This window comes from Oceanospirillum linum (genome assembly GCF_001995095.2).
In the GTDB taxonomy this organism is placed as follows: domain Bacteria; phylum Pseudomonadota; class Gammaproteobacteria; order Pseudomonadales; family Halomonadaceae; genus Oceanospirillum; species Oceanospirillum linum.
In genome coordinates this window covers 298,301-317,620 of the sequence record NZ_MTSD02000003.1, presented here as the reverse complement: position 1 = coordinate 317,620, position 19,320 = coordinate 298,301, and the positions used below count along the sequence as shown (strand labels likewise).

The window sequence follows — 19,320 nt, the reverse complement described above, 5'->3', positions numbered from 1 at the left end:
GCTATTTATTCGGAGTGCTCAACAGGGCATGACTCAAAGCCATGGCCGATTGCCAGCTGGCCTCAAAGCCGAATCCTGCCAGCCAGTCGCCACAAACTGAAAGCCCGGTCTGCGAGTCATGCAGAAAGCCGGAGTCCAGGTTCAGGCTGGTGCAGGTGCTGTATAGCCAGCGATGGCAGCGAGCACTGTCCGCAACCGGCTGGGACTGCATCAGCTGGTGGAAGGCGTGCTCCAGATCTTTCTGTACGTGCTCTTTCTCATCATCCACCATCTGCAGACTCCAGTCTGCTCTGGCCTGAATCACCCAGGTATCTTCTGCAGGGTGACGTCCGGGTTTCCGGCTATCCCGCACGACACGACGTAGAATAGGGTGGTCGCCTTCAAAGAGCTCTATCGGTGTGCTTAGGGGCGCTTCAAAGCCCGGTACCAGAGTCCAGCAGGCGTCAGGCTGAACCTTCTGGGCTAATGCCTGCAGCGCAGGTTCTGCTTTAAGTAGCGGTACAGCCTGGGGCGCAGGTGTGGCAACCACCACCTGATCAAACACACCAAGAGTGCGATGGGCCGTATCCGTCAGCAGTAGGCTGTTACCCTTGACGCTTATTTGGGGATCAACAGATTCGACACGAACTCCACTATGCAGCCTGATATTCTTGTGATCAATCAACGAGCGGGTCAGAGCACTGAGTCGGTTGCTTCCCACATAACGCTTACGCTCCGGCTGCGCGACTCGCTGAAAATTCTGAGTCATCGGTTGCCACAGGTGAAGAAGCCCCTCCGATTCCAGGCCGGAGAGCCAATCCTTAAAAGGCAGGTTATGAGCAGAAGGCCTGGCTTCCCACTTCAGCCAGCTGGCGCCAAGGTCGACGGTTTCTTCCCCAACACGGCTGCTGGCCAGCCTTCCTCCTGTGCCGCGGCTTTTTTCAAAAATATCAACACAGCAGCCTGCATTGGCCAGCTGACGGGCAAGCGTACAACCTGCAAGACCGGCTCCAATAATGGCGATGGAAGATGCTGATGACCTACCCGACGGAGTGTGTGATGACGATGATTGAGACTGAGATGATGACATAGAGTAACCCTGTAGTTTTGATGGGGCTTCCTACGCAGATTAGCAGGTTTCAGTTTGACCGGACAAATGAGGTATCTGTTTCAGCGCAGCAGGGTGGGGTAAGCGTAGCGGGCTCACCCTACTTAGAGTACCACGGTTATTTCCCTGCATTTTTTATTGGCAGGCTCAGCCGGTAAAGTCATCCCGTTTCAGGCCATATTTTTTTAGTTTGTCGTACAGGGTTTTACGGGGCAGACCAAGGGCCTCCATGGTGAGCTTGATGGAGCCCTTCTGGCGGGCAAGCTCCTGCTCAATCAGGCTGCGTTCAAACATCTCAACCTGCTGTGGCAGGGTCAGAGGGGCGGTGGACTCCTCTCCGAACATCAGCTGTTCCAGATTGTAGTCACAGGTTTCACCCAGCAGAACATAACGCTCCGCCAGATTACGCAGCTCCCGCACGTTACCTGGCCAGTTATGGCTCATCAGCACTGAGATATAGCCTCCATCCAGGGGAGGAGCTTCCCGGCTAACCCGGTTGGATGCGATCAGGACAAAGTGTTGGAACAGCAGAGGAATATCTTCCATTCGCTCCCGCAGTGGTGGAATCTCCAGAGTAACAACATTGAGGCGATAGTAGAGATCTTCCCTGAAATGGCCCTCTTCTGCAGCCTGCTTCAGGTCTACCTTTGTGGCTGCGATCACCCGGATATCCAGAGGGATCAGTTCATTACTGCCCAGCCGTTCAATGCAGCGTTCCTGCAGGACCCGCAGGAGCTTGACCTGCAGTGACAGTGGCATGCTTTCAATCTCATCCAAAAACAGGGTGCCGCCGTTAGCATGTTCGAACTTGCCGATGCGGCGTTTCTGAGCACCGGTAAAGGCACCGGGTTCATGGCCGAATAGTTCAGATTCGATAATGGATTCCGGTACGGCACCACAGTTGATGGCGACATAGTTTTTGCCCTGACGGGGGCTGTGTTCGTGCATAAAGCGGGCGATCTGATCCTTCCCGGCACCGGTTTCGCCAAACAGCAGAACGTCAGTTTGCAGTGGAGCAATCTGACCGACCATACGCAACAGTTGTTGCATGCTACGGGTTTTGCCAATGATGCGAGGGCCGGGAGCGCTATGCACTTCCAGATCCTGCTTAAGCTGACGGTTCTCCAGAGTCAGGCGGCGTTTCTCTTCTGCCCGTTTTACCACATCCAGCAGCAACTCATTGGAAAAGGGTTTTTCAAGAAAGTCATACGCGCCTTCCCGGATCGCATTGACGGCCATAGAGATGTCTCCATGGCCTGAGATCAGAATAATGGGAATGTCGCGGTCAATACGCAGGGCTTCACGCATAAACTCAAGGCCGTCCATACCTGGCATGCGAATATCTGAGATGATGACGCCATCCCAGTCCGGTGCCAGTTGCTGCAGGGCATGCTCCGCATTATCGAAGCTTTTAGGCGTATAGCCTGCCAGAGAAAGAGTCTGAGCCACTGTTATCCGAAGATGTTTTTCGTCATCAATCACAAAAACGCCGGATGCCTGGCTCATAGAATTCTCGCTGCTATCGATAGGAAGTTTTTTCCGGGAGACCGACCGACGGCCTGCTGTTGACCTCGGCGGCTTCAGCAATGGGCAGAGTAATTCTCAGAGTCGCTCCACCTTCCGGACGATTAAATGCGGTAATACTACCACCAAAATCGCTGATGATCCGGTAGGAAATGGATAGGCCGAGTCCCAGGCCTTTGCCACCTTCCCGCGTACTAAAAAAGGGGTTGAAAATCTGACGCAGATTTTTAGATGTAATACCCGCACCGCTGTCAGCGACATCAATAATAACCTGACGGTTACTATCTCGCTGAACCTGCTTCAGGCTGACGATGATTAACTTCTCCTGGCGTCCGGATACGGCAAGCAGTGCATTACTGATGAGGTTAACGATCACCTGCTCAAGGCGAACAGCATCGGCCCGGACAAAAAGATCCTGATCAGGAAGGGTAATATTGAGTGTAATCTGCTCTTTTTCCAGTTGAGGCCTGAACAGCCGCAGTGCATATTGAATGGTTGCCTGCACTGAGACAATAGCCAGCTGGCCTTCACTCTTTCGGGCAAAGAGTTTCAGCTGGGCGCTGATGGTTGCCATACGATCTGTCAGTTCTACAATTTGCTCAAGGTTACCCTGAGCCATATCGGGCTGGTCGCGTTGGATAAAGGTTACACTGTTTTCTGCATAGGTCCGAATGGCGGCCAATGGCTGATTGAGCTCATGATTGATACTGGCACTCATCTGACCAAGGACCGCTAGTTTCGCCGCCTGAATTAACTCATCCTGCGTTTTTTGCAGGGTTTCTGCGGTGTGGCGGTGCTGCTCAATCTCTTGCTTGAGTCTGTCGTTAGTTTCAGTCAGGTCCAGGGTTCGCTCAACAACCCGGCTTTCCATCTCATCGTAAGCGGCCTGAAGAGCCTCCTCATGCTGCTTTCTCTCAGTGATATCGTGCAGGGTGATCATATAGTCTGATCCCTGGCTGCGCCCCATCATGCTGATGATGATCTCTACGGGGACCGTCTGACGATCTTTGCGTAAACCCTGTACTTCAATAGGATGGCTGTTAGCTTCCACAAGAGCCTGCTGACAGTGCTGTTTGTGATGGTGATGGATCAGATCGCTAAAATTATGGCCGTGTAACTCATGGAGCTGGTAGCCAAAAAGGACTTCGGCGGTTGGATTGATGTAATCAACCCTGCCAGCACGATCCATGGTAATAATGCCCGCTTTGGTATTATCCAGAATGGCGCGGATACGGGCTTCGTTTGCCTCAAGTGCTTTTTTGGTTTCCCGGTCGTGACGTACTCTTTCACGTTGGATGCGCTGGCGCTGCAGGCTATACAGCGTTAGTAATACCAGCACCATATAAATACCTGCAGCAAGCAGGCTGTTTTTCAGAATTTCAGTGCGGACATTTTGGGTGTTTTTCAGAATGTGCAGATGCCACCCGGCATTCGGCATAGCCCGACTAAACTGCAGGTATGTATTGACCTGTATGTTATCAGTATCCTTGTCTGATGCGATTTTAACCAGCATACCTTCACCAAAAGTCTGTGCGACCCGGTAAGCCAGCGGTTTTATATCCCGTTCCCCGTAGCGTTTTGATGTGTGAATCCGCTCCAGGTCATGATTACTGAGGTTGTGTATGCTGTGCAGTAGCCACTCCCGGCGGCTGGTGATAAAGATGATGCCGTCCGGATCTGTCACAATAAATTCTGTTCTCGGGTCTTTCCAGGGTATTTCGAGGTTTTTAACCACAATTTTGACCACAAGAACACCGATCGGAGATGGCCCGCTGAATACCGGGTAAGAAAAGTAATACCCTCGCTCGCCTGATGTTGTGCCAAGGCCGTAGAAGCGCCCGGATTGTCCTCGGATTGCTTGCTGGTAGTAGGGGCGGTAGCTGAAATTCTGGCCAATAAAGCTTTTGGGGTTTTGCCAGTTGCTGGCGGCGATGGTGGTGCCTTTTTCATCTAACAGGTAGATATCGGAGACATCTGTGATCTGCTTGAAGTTTTTCAGAATGGCGTTGAGCTGCTGAATACTGTCAGGCTTGGGCTCCCTTAGGACCCCCGCAAGGTTCTGTTTATTCACCAGAATTTCTGGCAGAAATTCATATTTATCAAGCTTGCCCCTGAGGCTGGCGATATTCAGGGTCAGCTCATTACTGGCCTGAGACTCCAGCTGGCTCAATTCATAGTGTTCTGTCCAGGCTGCAACCTGCCAGATAATAAAAACAAACAGCAACAACATGCCCAGACTGCTGAGCAAGCTATGACCGTCGTTAGAGTCTGTCAGAACTGTAGGCGCCATTGTCACACCGGCTGGGTTTGTGCCCGACGAAGAGAGCGTTCAACACGGGTTTCCTGGCGGCTCATTTCCAGCAGGCTGTCCTCGACAAAGACCAGATGTTCGTGGGCCATAGCCCGTGCTTTTTCCGGATTACCTTCCATGATGGCATCGTACATCGCTTTATGCTGATCGAGGAGAACCGGGCGGGATTCTTTTCTTTCAAACAGGTTTTTCAGGTTGGCGACAATACTTTTTTCCAGCATGTTAAACAGGCCCCGCAGAGTGTGTAGCAATACGACATTGTGGGCTGCTTCAGCAATTGCCATATGAAACTCGGCATCGACTTTTGCTTCGAGAACCGGGTCGTTTTTTTCGTAAACCTGCATGAGGTTATTGAAACGCTTGGTCAGCATCTCTTTATCAGCGTCGGTGCTGCGCATGGCTGCGTAGTAGGCTGATATGCCCTCAAGGGCATCGCGAAACTCCAGCTGATCATAAAGAAACTCGTTGTGTGAACTAAGCAGATCATGCAGAGGGTCGGTGAAGGAGGTGCCCAGCTGTTCGGAGACATAGGTGCCACCGCCATGACGGCTGAATAGCAGGCCCCGGGCAACCAGTTTCTGAATGGCTTCACGCAGGGAGGGGCGTGAGACTTCAAACTGGGTTGCAAGCTCCCGCTCCGGTGGCAACTTCTGTCCCGGTTTAAATGTTCCTTCAAGAATCATGCTTTCCAGTTGCTGCATGATGATGTCAGAAATCTTGGGTTGTTTAACCCGGCGGTAGTTGCTGCTTTCCACGATTGGTAAACCTAAATGGACTGCTATGCAGTCAGCGGATGAATATAAAAGGCTGCTGGGTGATCCAAGCTGGTGTTTAGCGGCCTTGCTTTTATGCTCTGAAACAGTTTATTGAAATTGGTAATACCAATGCTAGTTATAATCTCAAGAACTGTCAAATGTGGTGTTTGTACTGGCTACAGAGCCCATTACTGATCAGGATTGTCAAAAAAGAGAATATTTCTGTATGTCGTCGTTATTAAGTATTAATAAGGCCTATTTGGAAGCTGTGCTGGTGAATATTTTTGTTTTTTTCTTTCTTTTAGCACCATTGCAGGGCAAAACAGATGGTATGGGTTGTATTGTGGTGCAAAGATATTTGACAAGAGGCAGAGAAGGTCTCTATCTTTGCTGTCAGAGTCTTGTAAATTGGTTTGACCAATTTGATTCTGTTGAGGATTTATCGGAAACATGTGCTTGGCTGTAATAGCTTAGATTGCTGTTATAGGCAGGGCAGAGTATTCCGGTGACTGAATAACAATAAACAAATCCAAACGCTCGGGAATCGATCATGAAAAAAATAATGAAAACCACCCTGACAGCTGCTTCCGTCTCTGTTGCTCTGGCAGGTATTGCGCTGGACGCTCAGGCTGCTGATAAAAAAATTCTTCTGAAGGTGCCGGTGGCATTTGCTACCAGTCTGCCGGGTCTTGGCTCACCTATTCCTAAAGTGGCTGAGCAAGTGAAGTTGGTTTCCAATAACAGTATTCGTATGAAAGTCTATGAGCCGGGCAAGCTGGTGGCTCCATTTGAAATTCTGGATGCGGTTTCCCGCGGTAAAATTAATGCAGGCTATACAACGGCTGGTTACTGGGCGGGTAAGATCCCTGCTTCTCCAATCTTTTCAGCAGTTCCTTTCGGCCCTGATGCTGGTGAGTATATGGCTTGGATGTACTACGGTAACGGTTTGAAACTGTATCAGGAGATGTATGACCAGGCGGGCTATAACGTGAAAGTCCTGCCTTGTGCGATTAATCCACCGGAAACATCTGGTTGGTTTGCGAAGCCGATTGAAAAGCCGGAAGACCTACAGGGTCTGCGTATGCGCTTCTTTGGCCTGGGTGCCAAAGTGATGGAAAAACTGGGTGTTTCTACGTCATTGCTGCCCGGTTCAGAAATTTTTCCGGCGCTGGAAAAAGGCGCAATTGATGCCACAGAGTTTTCCATGCCCGCTGTTGATACCCGTGTAGGCTTCCACAAAATTGCTAAATATAACTACTTCCCAGGCTGGCATCAGCAGTCGACGATATTTGAGCTGCTGCTGAATAAGGACACCTGGAATCAGATGTCAGAGTCCCAGCAGGCTGTTATGAATCAGGTGTGTAAGGCATCTATGGCTGACTCCTTTGCAGAAGGTGAGGCGAAGCAATTTGCCGTGATGAAAGAGAACGTCGAGAAGAACAACGTGAAAATCATGAAATGGAACGACACTATGCTGGAGGCTTTCCGGACAGCATGGGTTGATGTTGCTAAGGAAGAAGCAGCAGATGATGCTTTTTTCAAAAAGGTGTGGGATGACCTGAATGGTTTCCGTGAAGACTACAAACTATGGGGTAGTAACGGTTACCTGCCGCGCCAGAAGTAACCTGATGAGTCAGGCTCAGCACCATTGTGTTGATGCCTGAAGCGCTGAGGCATCAGAGGTTCACCTCTGGTGCCTTAACCCAATAAGGGGAAGTGCTTAGTAATCTGTCCTGTGATTGAATAAAAGCACCTTGCCTGTCGGTTTTACCGGCAAGAGGTTAATCAAATCCGGCCTTATTATTAGTGCCATCAATCCCCCAAAGATGTTTTCAGGAGCGTGGCTGTGTCTCACACAACGTCCTCTCCCAAGGTAAATGTGCCTCTGGCTGATTTTCTGGACAAAATAGTCCTGTCAGCAGGTAAAGTTTTCGCTTGGGCTTATGTCGTGCTTATGGCGGTCATTATTGTGCAGGTTGTTCTGCGCTATGGCTTTAATCATGGTCTTGTTGTACTGGAGGAGCTGCAGTGGCACCTCTATGCCGTTGGTGTGATGTTTGGTATCTCGTATGCTCAAGTGACTAATTCTCATATTCGAGTTGATCTTTTCCACGCGCGGCTAAGTCGTCGAGCGCAACACTTATGGGAAATTTTTGGCATTCTGTTTCTGATGTTTCCCTTTATCTATGTTGTGTTCGACTCCAGTCTGCCGTTTGTTTATGACTCCTGGCGAATCAATGAAAGCTCAGCATCTCCGACGGGATTACCCTATCGCTGGTTGATTAAATCGGTTATTCCGCTGAGTTTTGGTTTGTTGTTTCTGGCTGGTCTGTCACGTCTGATGCGTGATGTGGTTGGTCTGATAAAAGGTGAATAAGGGGTTCGTCAGATGGAAGTAAATGAGATTCTTGTCATCGCGATGTTCCTTAGCTTCATCGCGTTGCTGTTCACCGGTTTTCCGGTGGCATTTGTTCTGGGCGGCGTTGGCGTAGCGTTTGCCTTTATCGGTTACCTGTCGGATATCTATCTGGACACCTTTACCGGGCTGGATATGCTCACCCTGAGCCTGGTGGTGAACCGAATATATAAGATCATGGATAACTGGGTCATGGTGGCCCTGCCTATGTTTATCTTTATGGGTATCATGCTGGATCGCTCCGGTGTGGCGGAAAAACTGATGAATTCGATTCAGCAGTTGTTTGGCCGTGTCCGTGGTGGCTTAGCGATCACGGTGACTTTGATTGGTATTATTCTGGCGGCTTCCACCGGTATTGTCGGCGCGTCTGTTGTACTGCTGGGGCTGATGTCACTACCCGCGATGCTGGAGCAGAAATACTCCAAACCGTTGGCGCTAGGCACCATCGCGTCTGCCGGTACGCTGGGTATTCTTATTCCACCCTCTATCATGCTGGTGATTATGGCGGATCAGCTGGCGCTGTCTGTGGGCGATCTGTTCATGGGAGCAGTGATTCCGGGGCTGATGCTGGGCTTTATGTACGTGGTCTTTATTCTGGCGGTCGGTGTATTTAAACCCTCTGCTGCACCGCTACCGGCAGATGCCAAGCCGGTTGAGATGAAGATGATCCTTGCGGTGTTCAAAAGTATTCTGCCACCGGTTGCCCTGATTGTTGCGGTACTGGGTTCTATCTTTGCCGGTATTGCGACCGCGACGGAAGCGTCCGGTGTTGGTGCGCTGGGGGCAACTTTGTTGGCCTGGCATAACAAAAAACTGAGCCTGAAAGTTTTTAAAGAAGTTGCGCAGGGATCGTATAACACCACAGCTTACATTTTTGCCGTATTTCTTGGCGCGACCTGTTTTGCTCTGGTACTGCGTGAGCTGGGTGGTGATGAGTTGATTGAGCATTGGCTGACGAGTCTGCCATTTGGCACTTACGGCATTATTGCCTGTGTATTGGCGATCATCTTCCTGCTGGGGTTCTTTTTGGACTGGATCGAAATCACCCTGATTGCGTTACCTTTGCTTGCTCCTGTGATCTCTGCCCTGGGCCTGGATATTGATGGTTACGGCGTTGTGGATAATCCTGAGCTGGTTTGGTTTGTGATGTTAGTGGCGATGGCCTTGCAGACATCTTTCCTGACGCCGCCGGTGGGCTTCTCTATCTTCTACCTGAAAGGTGTTTGCCCTCCGGATGTAAAACTGTCTGATATCTACAAAGGCGTTGTACCTTTCATCATGATTCAGCTGCTGGCACTGGCAATTATTGTTGCCTGGCCTGAGCTGGTGCTCTGGCTCCCAGCTATGGCATACGGTTAAGCAGTAGAGTGATTAAAGCCTGTTCCCGCCTGGGGCAGGCTGCCTGAGGCATTAAACATCTCTTTATCTACAGTATGTTTAGTGCTTACCGCCCTGGTCAGTGGGATAAACCTGACAGAAATATAACCTCAAGGACACAGTGCCGGCATCCCGAATGCTAAACGGCCTGACTTACCAGGATGCTACGACATAAATAGCACTGCTCCGGCAGGGCTTAATAATACGAGTGATTTAGCGATGAGCAGTATTAAGCTTTATCCCCCAAAACCTAAGAAGGTTTACTTCTTTGGCACTTGTCTGGTGGATCTTTTCTATCCTGATGCTGGCATGGCCGGTATCCAGTTGTTAGAGCGTGAAGGCATCGAGGTTATTTTTCCTCAGGATCAGACCTGTTGTGGTCAGCCCGCTTATACTTCGGGTTATCACGACCAGGCCCGTGAAGTCGCAGCGGCTCAGTTGGCGTTGTTTCCTGAGGACTATCTGATCGTACTGCCGTCCGGCTCCTGTGCCGGCATGATGCGGGAACATTATCCTGAACTGTTTGCGGGCTATCCTGAAGAGGCGCTGGCGCGGGAAATTTCGGGTCGTATTTATGAGCTGACGGAATTTTTACTGCATGTCTGTCATATGCAGATTGAAGATAAAGGCGAGCCGGTCAGGGTTGCCATGCATACCTCCTGCAGCGCCCGTCGTGAGATGGGTTTGGGCGATGTCGGTCCGTCGCTGCTGGGGAAAATGGCCCATGTTGAAGTGGTTGAGCAGGAACGGATAAAGGAGTGTTGCGGGTTTGGCGGCGCGTTTTCGGTTCGGCATCCTGAAATATCCGAAGCGATGGTGACCGATAAAGTTGCAGCGATTGCTGCCACCGGTGCCGATACCCTGATCACCAGTGACTGTGGTTGTATGATGAATATTACCGGCGCTGCAGAGCAGATGGAAAACCAAGGCCAGGATAGCCATTTTAAAGGTGAACATATCGCCAGTTTTCTTTGGAGACGCTGCCATGGGTCATAATGCCTCACCTCAGCAAAATGGTGTCGGGGAGTTTCATCCCAGAGTGCATGACGCCATTACCAATCCGCAGATCCGGGCCAACTTCCGTAAAGCGATGGATGGTCTGATGGAGAAACGCCAGCAGGCGTTTCCATCGGATGAGGAGCTGGAACGAACCCGTGAGTTAGCCGCCGCAATCCGCCTGCGTGCGTTATCCAAATTGCCGGAGCTGCTGGAAAAGCTGGAAGCTAACCTGATCGCCCAGGGTGTGAAGGTGCACTGGGCGGAAAACGGCGATGAAGCCTGCAAAATTATTCTCGATATCTGCAACGGAAAAAATGCTAAAAGCGTTATCAAAGGTAAGTCTATGGTCAGCGAAGAGATGGAGCTGAACCACTACCTTGAAGAGCATGGTATCGAAGCGCTGGAATCTGATCTGGGCGAATATATCGTTCAGCTGGCGGAAGAGACGCCGTCGCATATTATTATGCCAGCGATTCACAAGAACACGGAGCAGATCTCCGATCTGCTGCATGAGAAAACCGGCACCCAAAAATCCCGTGATGTGGAGTACCTGACAGCAGAAGCCCGGCAGCAGTTACGGGAGCGCTTTGAAAAAGCTGATGTGGGTGTTTCCGGTGTTAACTTTGCGGTGGCGGAAACCGGCACCCTGTGTCTGGTGGAAAACGAAGGTAACGGCCGTCTGACCACGACGGTTCCGCCGGTACATATTGCCGTGACTGGTATCGAGAAAGTGGTGGAGAACCTGGAGGATGTGGCGCCTCTGCTGTCACTTTTGACCCGTTCGGCTACCGGTCAGCATATCACCACCTACTTTAATATGATCTCAAGCCCGCGCAAAGAGGGTGAGCTGGATGGGCCGGAGGAGGTGCATCTGGTACTGGTGGATGGTGGCCGCTCCAATATCTATCAGGATGATGAGCTGTTAGATACTTTGCGCTGTATCCGCTGCGGTGCCTGCATGAATCATTGCCCTGTTTATACCCGCATTGGTGGGCATGCTTATGGCTATACCTATCCGGGGCCGATCGGCAAAATCCTGATGCCCCATCTGGCCGGGCTGGATGATGCCAAAGATCTGCCCAGCGCGTCTTCTCTCTGCGGGGCCTGTGGTGAAGTCTGTCCGGTGAAAATTCCGATACCTAAGTTGCTGGTGCGGCTGCGTGAAGAATCTGTGGCGGGGGATCACCGTCACGACAATTCCGTTGTAAAAGGGCGTGGCGCTAAGCGTAAAGGAATGGAGCCACTGATCTGGAAAGGCTGGGCGAAAATGCATAAGCATGGGGGGCTGTACCGTTCTGGAACAGGCCTTGCCACGGTTCTGTGGGGTTTGTTGCCGGATGCGCTGTTAAGTAAAGGTATGGGCGCCTGGATGAGCTGTCGCACCATGCCCAAGCTGGCGAAAACGACACTGCATCAGCAGATGAAGACCCGTCAGCAGGTACAGGCTTCGGACAACAATCAACGAGAAAACGCTGGAGATCTGTGATGAGCGCCCGTGATGCTATTTTAAATCGTCTGCGTCATCGCCGTGATGGCGCTTTGACTGCTCCTGTCAGTGACTTTTCCGTAGTAACGGAGAAGCAGTGGAGTGACAGTGAAAAGCTGGACCTCTTTCAGCAAAAGATCGAATCGGTGCATGGGGAAGTGCATCGGGTTAGTAAAGACAACTGGCTGGAAAAACTGAAAGAGCTGTTAGCTGAGAAGCAGGTAAAAAACCTGCTTACTCCTCTGAAAGCTCAGGTGGGCGTTGATACCCGGGAAGCTCTTGCGGATGGTGATGTGGAGCTGCTGGCCTATGACCAGCCCATTGAAGGCTGGAAAGCGGAGCTGTTCTCCGGTGTTGATGCTGCGATTACCGATGTGCGTAGTGCTATTGCCGAGACCGGCACTTTGGTGCTTTGGCCAGACAATGACCAGCCCCGCCTGATGACACTGGTGCCACCGATCCATTTCGCTGTGGTCGATGCCAGCCAGCTGAAAAACACCTTCCATGAGGTGATCATGTCAGAAGATTGGGTATCTGTAGGGATGCCAACCAATGCGCTGCTGATCTCCGGCCCATCCAAGACCGCCGATATTGAACAAACCTTGGCCTATGGCGTACATGGCCCGAAAGAACTGGTCGTACTGGTGCGCCAGTAACCGAGCCTGAAAGACCGGAATTAGAACAACGTTGAAACATGCCATCAGCGGTCATGATTATTGATGTAGGGTGAAATCACAATGAAGCAAGCCTATCAAGAGCTGTATAACGAACTGAGCGGGTTTATCAGTCAGGAGCGTCTGATCCATGACGAATTGCGCACACTGGCTTATGGTACCGATGCCAGTTTTTACCGGCTGGTCCCCCAGTTAGTGGTGCGGGTTGATAGTGAGCAGGAGGTGATTTCAGTACTGAAAGCGACGGCCGCCCGTCAGTTGCCGGTGACCTTTCGTGCCGCCGGAACCAGCCTGTCCGGTCAGGCGGTGACCGACTCGGTGCTGGTTCAGCTGAGCAGTAACTGGCGCGGTTATCATATTCATGACCAGGGTGACTCGGTTTCCCTGCAGCCCGGTGTTATCGGTGGAAAAGCGAACCAGTTATTAGCACCCTATCAGAGAAAAATCGGCCCTGATCCGGCGTCTATTAATGCGGCTATGATCGGTGGTATTGCTGCTAATAACGCCAGCGGCATGTGCTGTGGCACCGCCCAGAACAGCTATAATACAGTTGAACATATGCGGGTCATTCTGGCGGATGGTACGTTATTGGATACCGCCGATGAGGCTAGCCGTAAAGCTTTTGAGCAAAGTCATGCCGGCCTGTTGGCTGAATTGAAAACATTGGGGGAAAAAACCCGTGATAATCAGCAACTGGCTGACCTGATCCGCCATAAATACCGACTGAAGAACACCACGGGCTATAGTCTGAATTCGCTGGTGGATTACAGTGATCCCTTTGATATTCTGAAGCACCTGATGATCGGCTCTGAAGGTACTTTGGGCTTTATCAGCGAAGTGACCTACCGCACGGTGATCGAACATCCTCTGAAAGCCGCTGCGATGATCTTCTTTCCGGATATGGAGTCCACCTGTCGTGCGGTAACCGCGATGAAGCCAACGCCGGTGGCTGCGGTTGAGTTGATTGACCGTGCTGGCCTTCGGGCTGTGGAAGATAAGCCCGGTATGCCGGAGATTCTGAAAACGCTGGGAGATAATGCCGCAGCCCTTCTGGTGGATGTCCGAGCCAGTGAGCGTGAGGAGCTGGAGCAGAAACTGGCGCAAGTGACGGCTGCGATTGGCGATATTGAAACCGTTGCGCCTATCGGGTTTACCGAAGACAGCGCCACTTATGACCTCTACTGGAAGATCCGTAAGGGACTTTTTCCTGCAGTGGGCGCTGTACGGATGACCGGTACTACGGTGATTATCGAAGATGTTGCTTTTCCCATTGAGCAGCTGGCGGAAGGTGTGCTGGAGCTGCAGCAGGTGTTCCGCAAATACGGCTACGATGAAGCGCTGCTGTTTGGTCACGCGCTGGAAGGTAATCTGCACTTCGTCTTTACCCAGGGGTTTGATGACCCGGAAGAGATCACTCGCTATCAGCAACTGATGGATGATGTGGCGAATCTGGTGGCGGTGAAGTATAAGGGGTCACTAAAAGCGGAACATGGCACCGGCCGCAATATGGCGCCCTATGTAGAGCTTGAATGGGGTAGAGATGCTTATGATCTGATGTGGCAGCTCAAGGCACTGTTTGACCCGGATCATCTGCTGAATCCTGATGTGATTCTGACCCGCAATCCGAATCTGCATCTTGAAAACCTCAAACCTCTGCCTCCGGCGGACTCCCTGATCGATAAGTGTATCGAGTGCGGCTTCTGTGAGTCCTCCTGCCCGTCCCGAAATCTCAGTCTGACACCCCGTCAGCGCATCGTGATCTGGAGAGAAATTAATCGCCTTGAAGATACCGCTGACCAGGGGCAAGGGAGTCAGCAGGAAGCCGATCGTCTGAAAGCGTTGGTTAGTGAGTACGACTACCAGGGCATTGATACCTGCGCGGCTTGTGGGCTTTGTGAGATGAATTGTCCGGTTAGTATTAACACCGGAGATCTCACCCGTAGCCTTCGCCATGAGCGCAACAAAGGTTACTCGGGAGCTGCGAAATGGGTTGCGGATCACTTTGAAACGGTTGCCAACACCTCCCGTACCATGCTAAAGGTTACTGACGGAATGCATACCTTGGTCGGCAGTAAGAATATGTCGGCGATCACATCTATGGCACGTAAAGTGTCCGGAAATCGTGTGCAGCAGTGGACACCGTCCATGCCTAAGGCTTCGCCTAAGATCGATGACATCTTAAAGCGTATGCCGATGAGTCAACCGGAAAAACGTCTGCAGGGGGACGTGACTGAGACTTCCTTAACAGAGGGAAGGCAAGGTCTTACGGATGATAACCGGGTCGTTTATCTGCCCAGTTGTGCGACCCGCATTATGGGGGCTGCGCGTCATCAGGGTGAAGACAGATCCACACCGGAAGTTACCATAAGCCTACTGAATAAAGCAGGCTTTGAGGTAATCTTCCCTGGTCGCCTGGGTGATCAGTGCTGCGGTATGCCATTTCAGAGTAAAGGTCAGTTTGCTGCTGCAGATATGAAAGCCGATCAGCTGAATAAGGCTCTGCTGGCCGCAACCGACAATGGGCGATATCCGGTGTTTTGTGACACCAGTCCCTGCCTGATGCAAATGCGAGAAAAACTGGATAGCCGTCTGCGCTTGTACGAACAGGTCGAATTTATTTATGACTTTGTCCTGCCCCGCCTGACGATTGTTGCTAAGAAAGATCGTATTGCGCTGCATATTACCTGCAGCACCACCAAAATGGGACTGGCTGATAAATTTCTCGCACTGGCTAAAGCTTGTGCCGATGAGGTTATTACGCCACCGGATATCACCTGTTGTGGCTTTGCTGGTGACAAAGGTTTTTCTCAGCCGGAGCTGAATGCTTCAGCCTTGAAGGATCTGCCGGATGCGGTAGCCGGTTGTGATGAAGGTTATTCCAACAGCAGAACCTGTGAGATCGGTTTAAGTGAGCATAGCGGTATTCCGTATCAGTCTATTATCTATTTGGTAGATCGCCTGAGTACTGCAAAAACGGCTTGATGGTTCAATGACTGTTACTCTGAAATGTGCGTCTAAGGATAGATCATCGTATGGTTCCCGATGTAGCCTGTAAAGCCGCATTGGGTGCCTTCTGATCCCTAAAAATAAAAAGTATCGCCTGTGTAGGCATAAAAAGGAGCTCTGGCAATGAGTTTTAACCTCTCATTACGTCAAAAGCTTATCGCAGTTGTCCTGGGTGTTGTTCTGGGTATTAGCTCGATGGGTCTCTATTCTACTATCAGCCTGGGTTTGCTGACCGGTGCATCTGAACATGTGATGCGTCTCGGTCATGTGACACAACAGGTCAGTAATCTTGAAGTCCAGTTACTGCAATTTTCCAAACTGCGGGAAACCGCGAACGAAGAAACCATCAGTGCTATCGATAGCGCTCTTGGCGGGCTGAAAAGTAATGCTATCAATCAGCTCAATACAGCGGCAGATAATCTGGATGATGACAGAGCAAAATCTCTGTTGTCGGATACAACAACTCAGTTGGAGCCTTACCTTAAAACGTTGGATCAATGGCTCCAGGTCCGGAAGAGTTATGGTCTCAGTGCCCAGAGCGGTACGTTGGGACAACTGGAGGAGCATTCCGCTGCCCTGCTCAGTGAAATCGAAGTGTTTGGTTCTTTTGCTGCCCGGTTACGGGAAATTCGGGCTAAAGAGAAAGATTTCCTGATCTACCCGACAGAGGAGTAGCGGGGTGTGGTGCAGGCTTCTGTGGACCAGCTGCGTACCGATATTCGGGCGATGGCCTTCGATGATCTCTTTTTCCCTTTTGTCGATAAGTATGAAGAAACCCTGCATAAAGTAATGGCAATGAGAACAGAGCTGGCGGCACTGGACTCCCGGCTGGCAGATCATCGCCAACAGATCTCCGATCAGATGCAGCAAAGCCGGCTCTATCTTGAACAGAATCTGCTGGTAAAAGCTCAGCAGCATGCGACTGAAGCTGCTGCGACTGCTCGTTGGTCCATCATGTTAGGCAGTGGGTTGCTGGCGATTGTTATTGGCGCGATTGTGGCTTCTGTCGCGGTATCTATAAGCCGTAACGTGAAGCAAACCCTGGAAGTGCTCAGTGAGATAGCCAAGGGCGATCTGACTCATAAAATGGCAGAGAAAGGCAGTGAAAAAGATGAATTCCGCCATCTTGCGGTAGCGACCAATACCATGAGTGGTGGCTTAAATGATGTGATCAGTCATCTTGTACAGAGTAACAGTGAGCTAAAGCAAACCGCTGACAGTATGGATGCCTCTGTGCAGCAGATTGTTGATGGCAGTAGCTCTATTTCATCCCGCAGTAGCTCTCTGGTTGCCGCCACGGAAGAGATCAGTGCTACAACAGATCAGGTTGCGGATACCACTCAGCATGTCAGTGATTCAGCTAATGCTGCATTTGAAACAGCCCATCAAGGTGCTCAGGTGATCGGTCAGGCGATTCAGGCCCTGGCTGATGTTGCTGAGGTTGTTGACCAGGCCAGCAGCTCTGTTGAAACCCTGGGAGCCCGCTCAAAAGAGATTGATGTGGTGATTGACCTGATTGTTGGTGTTGCCGAGCAAACCAACCTGTTGGCATTGAATGCAGCGATTGAAGCAGCACGTGCTGGTGAGGCGGGCCGTGGTTTTGCTGTGGTGGCCGATGAGGTTCGAACACTGGCAGAGCAAACGGTTAAAGCGACCACGGATATTACTGAGAAGGTGGAAGCGATTCAGAATGATACTCAGTCTGTGATTAACGCAATGCAGCAGAGCCGTAGTCGGGTTGAGCAGGGGCGTCAACTGGGTGACCAGGCCGTGGAAGCGGTACGGGCGATTGAACAGCAAACCCGTGATGCAGCTGACCAGACTCAGGAAATCATGAATGCAGTGCGTGAAGTGGCCCAAACCACCAGTCAGATGGCTCGTGATATGGATCATATTGCCCATGAGATTGGGCAAAACCATGAAGCAACCGGGCAAATTGTGTCAGCCAGTCGTGCCGTGCACGAGCGTGCTGCGCAGCTGGAAGCACTGAGTGCTCGCTTCAGAATACTTTAGACCGGTCTGAACGGTCTGAACTATAAAAGGAAAGATGCCTATGCTTCCGGAGATTAACACCATCGTATACGCCACAACGTTGGGCAAAAACACACGACCTGTGTTTCGCCATGCCGTTAACCTGGCGCGTCAATACAAAGCTCGTATCATCATGGTACACGCCTTGGAGCCGGTGAGTGAATTTGGTCATGCGATTATTGAGCACTATCTGCCAAAAGAAGCGCTTGAAGAGATTCATGACCAAGGGATGACCCGGATTCGGGATACTATGCAGGCCCGTGTGGCTAAGTTTCGGGATGAAGAGCTGGATGGTCTTCCGGATGCCGGTGAGCTGGATGTGCAGATCCTGGTTGATGAGGCCAATCCTGCGGAACTGGTACTGCGTGTGGCTAAAACTGAGCAGGCGGATCTGATTGTGATTGGCTCCCACAGTCATCACGGATTGTTCGGGCAGAAGCTGCTGGGAGATACCGCACAGCAGATTGGAATGCACACCAAAATACCAGTCCTTATGGTACCCAACGACCAGTAAGTCTTTGTTACTTGCCCCGCTAACTCGCCCAAAAGATGCGTTAGCGCTATAAAGCTGGCCGGATACACTGCCTAATGGGTGGTTTACCCGGCTTTCTTTTATATTTTCGGGCTGTTCAGCCCATTTGTTTCCTGTTTGAACTTAAGCCGAGGAGAGTTGTGTGCTGGTTGAAAAGTTATTACTGACCGTTTTCCCGCTATTTCTGGTGGTGGCGATTGGTGCTTTCTACGGTCGCTGGAAGCCAACCGATATATCAACCGCTAACCGTATGAATATGGACGTCTTTGTTCCGGCGTTGGTTTTCTCGGTACTGGCGGACAAATCTTTCGATATGGTGGCTTATCAGGATCTGGCCCTGGCCTCAGCGTTGGTGGTATTAGGCTCTGGTGTGGTGCTTTTACCATTAGTGAAGTTATTGGGTTGGAATCTAAAAACTTTCATTCCGCCGATGATGTTCAATAATACCGGCAATATGGGGATTCCGCTGATCGTTCTCGCCTTTGGCGAAGCGGCACTTCCTGCTGCCGTGATGGTCTTTATTGTCGAAATGCTGCTGCACTTCAGTATTGGGCTGTATATTCTGGACCACAGAACAAAATTCAGCGCCATGCTGAAAATGCCCGTGGTACAGGCGACAATTCTCGGCTTTATTTTTAGCTTTGCAGGTTGGTCATTACCGGAGGCAGTAGCGATCCCGATGGATATGTTGGGACAGATTTCCATTCCGCTGATGCTGTTTACCCTGGGTGTACGCCTGTTATCCGTGGATCTTTCTGACTGGAAGATGGGGTTGACCGGTGCCGTTCTTTGTCCGTTGTCCGGGCTTCTTATGGCGTGGCTGGCAACTTTTATCTGGACTTTTGACCCTCAACAGCTGGCCATTCTGGTTGTTTTCAGTGTACTACCTCCTGCAGTACTCAACTATATGATCGCAGAGCAGTTTAATCAGGAGCCCACAAGAGTGGCATCCATTGTGCTGCTGGGCAACTTTACCAGCGTATTAGTCCTTCCGCTGACACTGGCCTGGGTGTTGTAGCCGGAGCTCTCAGCGGTGCATGACGCTGCCTTCGTGCCTCAGGCCGCTTATGGCACCCTACAGCCCCTTGTGGCTGCGACGTTATAGCCACGGCGTAGGGCGGT

At 51.1% G+C, this 19,320-nt stretch carries 16 protein-coding genes; 12 read left to right on the top strand and 4 right to left on the bottom strand.

What is annotated here, in order from left to right:
• Window position 1: 1 nt before the first annotated feature.
• The 4 genes from BTA35_RS09390 to BTA35_RS09375 all read right to left on the bottom strand — a co-directional run bounded on the left by BTA35_RS09390 (window position 2) and on the right by BTA35_RS09375 (window position 5,623).
• The gene (locus BTA35_RS09390) at window positions 2-1,069 is read right to left on the bottom strand and encodes an NAD(P)/FAD-dependent oxidoreductase (protein WP_078319553.1); all 1,068 of its coding nucleotides are present in this window, start codon (window positions 1,067-1,069) and stop codon (window positions 2-4) included.
• A 165-nt stretch (window positions 1,070-1,234) separates the two neighbouring features.
• Window positions 1,235-2,593, bottom strand: a complete 1,359-nt coding sequence (locus BTA35_RS09385) for a sigma-54-dependent transcriptional regulator (RefSeq protein ID WP_078319552.1) — start codon at window positions 2,591-2,593, stop codon at window positions 1,235-1,237.
• Window positions 2,594-2,606: 13 nt separating this feature from the next.
• Entirely contained in the window at window positions 2,607-4,901 is a 2,295-nt protein-coding gene (locus BTA35_RS09380; protein ID WP_078319551.1) for an ATP-binding protein, read from the bottom strand.
• Between the two features lie 2 nt (window positions 4,902-4,903).
• A complete protein-coding gene (locus tag BTA35_RS09375; protein WP_078319777.1) occupies window positions 4,904-5,623 on the bottom strand; it encodes an FCD domain-containing protein in 720 nt (239 codons plus the stop codon).
• A gap of 214 nt (window positions 5,624-5,837) precedes the next feature.
• On the opposite strand from BTA35_RS09375, the gene BTA35_RS09370 reads away from it, so the two are divergent.
• From BTA35_RS09370 to BTA35_RS09315, 12 genes are all read left to right on the top strand, one after another.
• Window positions 5,838-6,143 (top strand): hypothetical protein, encoded by a 306-nt coding sequence (locus tag BTA35_RS09370; RefSeq protein ID WP_139363645.1) that lies wholly within the window; start codon window positions 5,838-5,840, stop codon window positions 6,141-6,143.
• Window positions 6,144-6,227: 84 nt separating this feature from the next.
• Entirely contained in the window at window positions 6,228-7,301 is a 1,074-nt protein-coding gene (locus BTA35_RS09365; protein ID WP_202931226.1) for a TRAP transporter substrate-binding protein, read from the top strand.
• A gap of 222 nt (window positions 7,302-7,523) precedes the next feature.
• Complete coding sequence (locus BTA35_RS09360; RefSeq protein ID WP_078319549.1) at window positions 7,524-8,054, top strand: TRAP transporter small permease subunit; 531 nt, start codon at window positions 7,524-7,526, stop codon at window positions 8,052-8,054.
• 12 nt (window positions 8,055-8,066) lie between these two features.
• Window positions 8,067-9,452, top strand: coding sequence for a TRAP transporter large permease (locus BTA35_RS09355; RefSeq protein WP_078319548.1), 1,386 nt, complete (start codon window positions 8,067-8,069; stop codon window positions 9,450-9,452).
• Window positions 9,453-9,689: 237 nt separating this feature from the next.
• Window positions 9,690-10,466, top strand: a complete 777-nt coding sequence (locus BTA35_RS09350; RefSeq protein ID WP_078319547.1) for a (Fe-S)-binding protein — start codon at window positions 9,690-9,692, stop codon at window positions 10,464-10,466.
• Entirely contained in the window at window positions 10,456-11,955 is a 1,500-nt protein-coding gene (locus tag BTA35_RS09345) for a LutB/LldF family L-lactate oxidation iron-sulfur protein (RefSeq protein ID WP_078319546.1), read from the top strand. The genes BTA35_RS09350 and BTA35_RS09345 overlap by 11 nt, the downstream gene beginning before the upstream one ends.
• Window positions 11,955-12,611, top strand: coding sequence for a LutC/YkgG family protein (locus BTA35_RS09340; RefSeq protein ID WP_078319545.1), 657 nt, complete (start codon window positions 11,955-11,957; stop codon window positions 12,609-12,611). Before BTA35_RS09345 ends, BTA35_RS09340 begins: the two co-directional genes overlap by 1 nt.
• 81 nt (window positions 12,612-12,692) lie before the next feature.
• Window positions 12,693-15,611, top strand: a complete 2,919-nt coding sequence (locus BTA35_RS09335) for an FAD-binding and (Fe-S)-binding domain-containing protein (RefSeq protein ID WP_078319544.1) — start codon at window positions 12,693-12,695, stop codon at window positions 15,609-15,611.
• A 147-nt stretch (window positions 15,612-15,758) separates the two neighbouring features.
• Window positions 15,759-16,310, top strand: coding sequence for a hypothetical protein (locus tag BTA35_RS09330; RefSeq protein WP_078319543.1), 552 nt, complete (start codon window positions 15,759-15,761; stop codon window positions 16,308-16,310).
• A gap of 6 nt (window positions 16,311-16,316) precedes the next feature.
• Window positions 16,317-17,648, top strand: coding sequence for a methyl-accepting chemotaxis protein (locus BTA35_RS09325; protein ID WP_078319542.1), 1,332 nt, complete (start codon window positions 16,317-16,319; stop codon window positions 17,646-17,648).
• Window positions 17,649-17,688: 40 nt separating this feature from the next.
• Window positions 17,689-18,180: a universal stress protein gene (locus BTA35_RS09320; protein WP_160054972.1), complete on the top strand. Its 492-nt coding sequence runs from the start codon at window positions 17,689-17,691 to the stop codon at window positions 18,178-18,180.
• 160 nt (window positions 18,181-18,340) lie between these two features.
• Window positions 18,341-19,216 carry an AEC family transporter gene (locus BTA35_RS09315; protein ID WP_078319540.1) on the top strand — a complete coding sequence of 292 codons (876 nt, stop codon included), beginning with the start codon at window positions 18,341-18,343 and terminating at the stop codon, window positions 19,214-19,216.
• Window positions 19,217-19,320 lie beyond the last annotated feature (104 nt).

What these genes read in the sequence shown, in the direction of transcription:
- BTA35_RS09390 (WP_078319553.1), bottom strand. Translation starts at nt 1,069, where the DNA reads ATGTCATCATCTCAGTCTCAATCATCGTCATCACACACTCCGTCGGGT.
- BTA35_RS09385 (WP_078319552.1), bottom strand. Translation starts at nt 2,593, where the DNA reads ATGAGCCAGGCATCCGGCGTTTTTGTGATTGATGACGAAAAACATCTT.
- BTA35_RS09380 (WP_078319551.1), bottom strand. Translation starts at nt 4,901, where the DNA reads ATGGCGCCTACAGTTCTGACAGACTCTAACGACGGTCATAGCTTGCTC.
- BTA35_RS09375 (WP_078319777.1), bottom strand. Translation starts at nt 5,623, where the DNA reads ATGCAGCAACTGGAAAGCATGATTCTTGAAGGAACATTTAAACCGGGA.
- BTA35_RS09365 (WP_202931226.1), top strand. Translation starts at nt 6,228, where the DNA reads ATGAAAAAAATAATGAAAACCACCCTGACAGCTGCTTCCGTCTCTGTT.
- BTA35_RS09355 (WP_078319548.1), top strand. Translation starts at nt 8,067, where the DNA reads ATGGAAGTAAATGAGATTCTTGTCATCGCGATGTTCCTTAGCTTCATC.
- BTA35_RS09350 (WP_078319547.1), top strand. Translation starts at nt 9,690, where the DNA reads ATGAGCAGTATTAAGCTTTATCCCCCAAAACCTAAGAAGGTTTACTTC.
- BTA35_RS09345 (WP_078319546.1), top strand. Translation starts at nt 10,456, where the DNA reads ATGGGTCATAATGCCTCACCTCAGCAAAATGGTGTCGGGGAGTTTCAT.
- BTA35_RS09340 (WP_078319545.1), top strand. Translation starts at nt 11,955, where the DNA reads ATGAGCGCCCGTGATGCTATTTTAAATCGTCTGCGTCATCGCCGTGAT.
- BTA35_RS09335 (WP_078319544.1), top strand. Translation starts at nt 12,693, where the DNA reads ATGAAGCAAGCCTATCAAGAGCTGTATAACGAACTGAGCGGGTTTATC.
- BTA35_RS09330 (WP_078319543.1), top strand. Translation starts at nt 15,759, where the DNA reads ATGAGTTTTAACCTCTCATTACGTCAAAAGCTTATCGCAGTTGTCCTG.
- BTA35_RS09320 (WP_160054972.1), top strand. Translation starts at nt 17,689, where the DNA reads ATGCTTCCGGAGATTAACACCATCGTATACGCCACAACGTTGGGCAAA.